This window comes from Mycobacterium sp. (assembly GCF_049280035.1).
GTDB lineage: Bacteria > Actinomycetota > Actinomycetes > Mycobacteriales > Mycobacteriaceae > Mycobacterium.
Window position 1 is genome coordinate 1 of sequence record NZ_JBAPPI010000171.1, and the last position, 3,617, is coordinate 3,617.

The 3,617-nt window shown below is 67.4% G+C and carries 3 protein-coding genes and 1 pseudogene; 2 read left to right on the forward strand and 2 right to left on the reverse strand.

Annotated features, from left to right (window positions below; all coding sequences use genetic code 11):
- Window positions 1-811: pseudogene (locus tag WAN71_RS05530) on the reverse strand (transposase); the annotation flags it as partial.
- Window positions 812-875: 64 nt separating this feature from the next.
- Between WAN71_RS05530 and WAN71_RS05535 the strand changes: the two are divergent.
- A complete protein-coding gene (locus WAN71_RS05535; RefSeq protein WP_422224371.1) occupies window positions 876-1,349 on the forward strand; it encodes a transposase in 474 nt (157 codons plus the stop codon).
- A 71-nt stretch (window positions 1,350-1,420) separates the two neighbouring features.
- On the opposite strand, the gene WAN71_RS05540 is transcribed toward WAN71_RS05535, so the two are convergent.
- Window positions 1,421-2,416, reverse strand: coding sequence for a hypothetical protein (locus WAN71_RS05540; protein ID WP_422224372.1), 996 nt, complete (start codon window positions 2,414-2,416; stop codon window positions 1,421-1,423).
- Between the two features lie 118 nt (window positions 2,417-2,534).
- Here WAN71_RS05540 and WAN71_RS05545 point away from each other — a divergent pair.
- Window positions 2,535-3,617, forward strand: a 1,083-nt coding sequence (locus WAN71_RS05545; protein WP_422224373.1) for a replication-associated recombination protein A, incomplete at its 3' end; no start/stop codon positions are given.

Consider the following 3,617-nt stretch of genomic DNA (forward strand, 5'->3'; position numbering starts at 1 on the left):
GCCCAGCTCCGATCGGGTGCCGGCGGGTGGGATGCCCATCCACCACGAGTTGCATGCGGTAGGTGTCGCGCCCGTTGATCACGCTGCGCACGATCTGGGTGGACAACACCTTGCCGGCCGCGATCAGCGCCTCGATCTCGGCGAGCTCGACCTGCTGCTCCGCACCGCGCCGCCCCGTCCTGGCGGGCGCGGCAACGGGGAGCACAAATCCCGCGCCCCATTGCAGGCCCACCAACTGAGCGGCCTCGTCGGTCTTGGGCCGCAACGCACCATGTCCGTCTTTAGCCGCCAACGAATGCAACCCACGCTTGTGCGACTTGAACCGCGGCTTACCTTTCCTGCCCAGATGCCAGTACTTGACCGCACCAAACGCCCGCGCCCCCAGACTCTGCGTCTCCTGCGCGGGCAGATGCTCGCGCACCCACGACTTGCGTAACGAGGACGCGAACGACTGCGCAGCGCCGGCGGTGAACCCATGCGCCGCCGCAACGGCGTCGAACGCCGACCGCCGGGCAGCCCGCTCCTCCTTGGTGCGCCGCGGCAGTTGTCGTGCGGCCTGCCAGCCCGGGTCGGATTTCACTGCACGACTGCGTGCGATGAACTCGCCCAGCACCGCGTTATACACCCGGGCCCCGGTGAAAAACCGTGTCCGAATCACCCGGCACTGCGCGAGATCCGGGCGCAGCGGCCACGACCGTACATGAGTGGGCGCCCCCTTCGGGCGCTTACGCACCCGCGGCTTACCCACCGACTGCGCCGGCTGCCGCTCAGCGGCCGCAGGTGTCGGTTCGATGCGGTACCCATCACCCATCTGCACACCCACACCGTAAGGCCCACCACTGACAGACCAGACCTACCGACGCACCCGGCACAGCATGTCGTTGCTGCACGCCCACGTTGTTTTCGTGACCACCTACCGGCGGCCGATCTTCACCGACACGATGCTCACCTTCTGCGAGCACACCATGCGCGCGGTATGCAACGACCTCGATAACCAGCTGGTGGAGTTCAACGGCGAGGCCGACCACGTGCACTTGCCGGTCGCCTACCCGCCCACCATCGCTAATATCGGCCCTCGTGCGGCGGCTCAAAGGCCACACGGCCTACGCGATGCGGCGCAAATTCACCGGCACCTATGTCCGCGCCCGCATGCGCGGACATCGTTGGTCACCATCGTATTTCGCCGTCCCCTGCCCAGGCGCGCCGCCGTCGATCATCAAGCACTACATCGACCACCAGGCACGCCCACTATCAGCGCCGGGCTTGCCCCCGGCGACAAACGGGATGGGCTAACCCCGGACTCAAGACCCCGGGGCCTGCGCCCAAGAATTCCGGTCACCCAGCCGTGACTAGCGGCGATCGCAAGCGCGGCGAAGCCGGGGCGCAGCCGGTCGCCGCCAATGAACCCGTCGCGTCGCGCTCAGGGGGTCAGGGGCGCGATCGGACCACCGGCGAGCCGACGGTAGGTGTAAACCTGGATCAGTACCGCCACCGGCAGCGCGACGATGAGACCGAGGCCGCAAAACAATGCCCCGACCAGCAGAACCAGGAACTGCAACAAGTAGGACAGCAGCGCGCCGCCGATATTCGAGCGCACGGTGCTGAAGCTGGCTTTCAGCGCCGCGAACGCGGGCAGGCCGCGATCTATCACGAAGGTGGGCGTGAATAGCGCGAAGAAGCCGAAGATGAAGCCGGCCGCGGAGCTGAGCAACAAGAAGACCCACACCCCGAGTAGCGACGGCGAATTCAAGACAACACTGATCACGACCAGCAGCGCAGCCCACTGAAGCACGATGCCAAAGTTGCGTGGCCGGAAGAACGCCCCGACGGTCACCGGCCTGCCGTCGGCGATGTCGAGCGCGCCGGACAAATACCCCGCTTGCACTACGACAACGATGAGCGTCACCACGATCTGCAGTACGAGGGTGCCGGCTACCCCGAAGCCGGTAGCAAACGCTGGGCCGTTCGCTGCTTCGGTGCTGGCCGCATCGGAATTGAGGCCGCCCAGCACCAGCACCAACAGCACCTCCAGGAGGACCCCAAGGACGCCATAAATCAGGGTGGAAAGGATCAGGGGCCCGGCGTTCTTAGCGAACTTGTTCCACGCCCACCTGAACGCATCACCGATGTCGAACGGCTGCCCGGGAGGCGGCGGATAACCGGGTGGCGGGGGGTAGCCAGGCTGCGGCGGCCCGTAGCCGGGAGGCAGCGGCCCGTAGCCCGGGGGCGGCGGTGGGGGCGCGCCATATCCCGGTTGGGGTGGGCCGTACCCCGGCGGCGGTCCCGGGGGCGGTCCATAGCCGGGCGGCGGTCCTGGGGGTGGTCGATAGCCTGGTGGCGGCGGATAGTCGCCGGGATGGGGGTTACCGCGCCACGGATCGCTCGGGTTGGCGGGGTGCTCTGGGGGCTGGCTCATAGCCGCTCCTGGCTCGTGGTGGTGGAGTTGTGCCGTATGCCTCCGCGACGAACTTAGCAAGTATTCGGCCGACCCGCTGAGACGCGGACATTGCGTACCCATGTCGAGGCGGCGTGGTATGCCTGAAACCGTGTCCGACGGTCTGTTCGACGTCTCCGACGCGACCAGCTTGACCGAACGCGCGCAGAGTGGTTCGGCCGCTGCGCCGTTGGCCGTGCGAATGCGTCCAGCCAGTCTCGACGAGGTGGTCGGACAGGACCACCTGTTGCAACCCGGCTCGCCGCTGCGGCGTTTGATCGAGGGCTCGGGCGTGGCGTCGGTGATCCTCTATGGCCCACCCGGTAGCGGCAAAACCACGCTGGCGGCGTTGATCTCGCAGGCCACCGGCCGGCGGTTCGAGGCGCTGTCGGCGTTGTCGGCCGGGGTTAAAGAAGTCCGTGCGGTTATCGACCTGGCTCGTCGCGCCGCCGCCCATGGCGAACAGACCGTGCTGTTCATCGACGAAGTCCACCGGTTCTCCAAAACTCAGCAAGACGCGCTGTTATCCGCGGTGGAGAACCGGGTGGTGCTTCTGGTGGCGGCAACCACCGAGAACCCGTCGTTCTCCGTTGTCGCCCCGCTGTTGTCGCGGTCGTTGATTCTGCAGCTGCGGCCGCTGAGCGCCGACGACATCCGGACGGTGGTGCAGCGCGCGATCGACGACCCGCGCGGGCTGAATGGGCAAGTCGTCGAGCACGATGCCGTCGACCTGCTGGTGCAACTCGGAGCCGGGGACGCCCGACGTGCGCTGACCGCTTTGGAGGTCGCTGCCGAGGCGGGGGAGCAGGTCACCGTCGAGGCCATCGAGCAGTCCCTGGACCAGGCCGCGGTGCGCTACGACCGCGACGGCGATCAGCACTACGACGTCGTCAGCGCCTTCATCAAGTCGGTGCGCGGCTCGGACGTTGACGCGGCGTTGCATTACCTGGCCAGAATGCTGGTCGCCGGTGAGGATCCGAGATTCATCGCGCGACGGCTGATGATTCTGGCGAGCGAAGACATCGGGATGGCCGACCCCACCGCGCTGCAGACCGCCGTCGCCGCGGCGCAGACCGTGCAACTGATCGGCATGCCCGAAGCCCAGTTGACCCTGGCGCACGCCACGGTGCACCTGGCCACCGCGCCCAAGTCGAACGCGGTGACCACCGCGCTGGGTGCGGCG

Coding starts and splice junctions, on each gene's coding strand:
- WAN71_RS05535 (WP_422224371.1), top strand. CDS start 876: ATGTCGTTGCTGCACGCCCACGTTGTTTTCGTGACCACCTACCGGCGG.
- WAN71_RS05540 (WP_422224372.1), bottom strand. CDS start 2,416: ATGAGCCAGCCCCCAGAGCACCCCGCCAACCCGAGCGATCCGTGGCGC.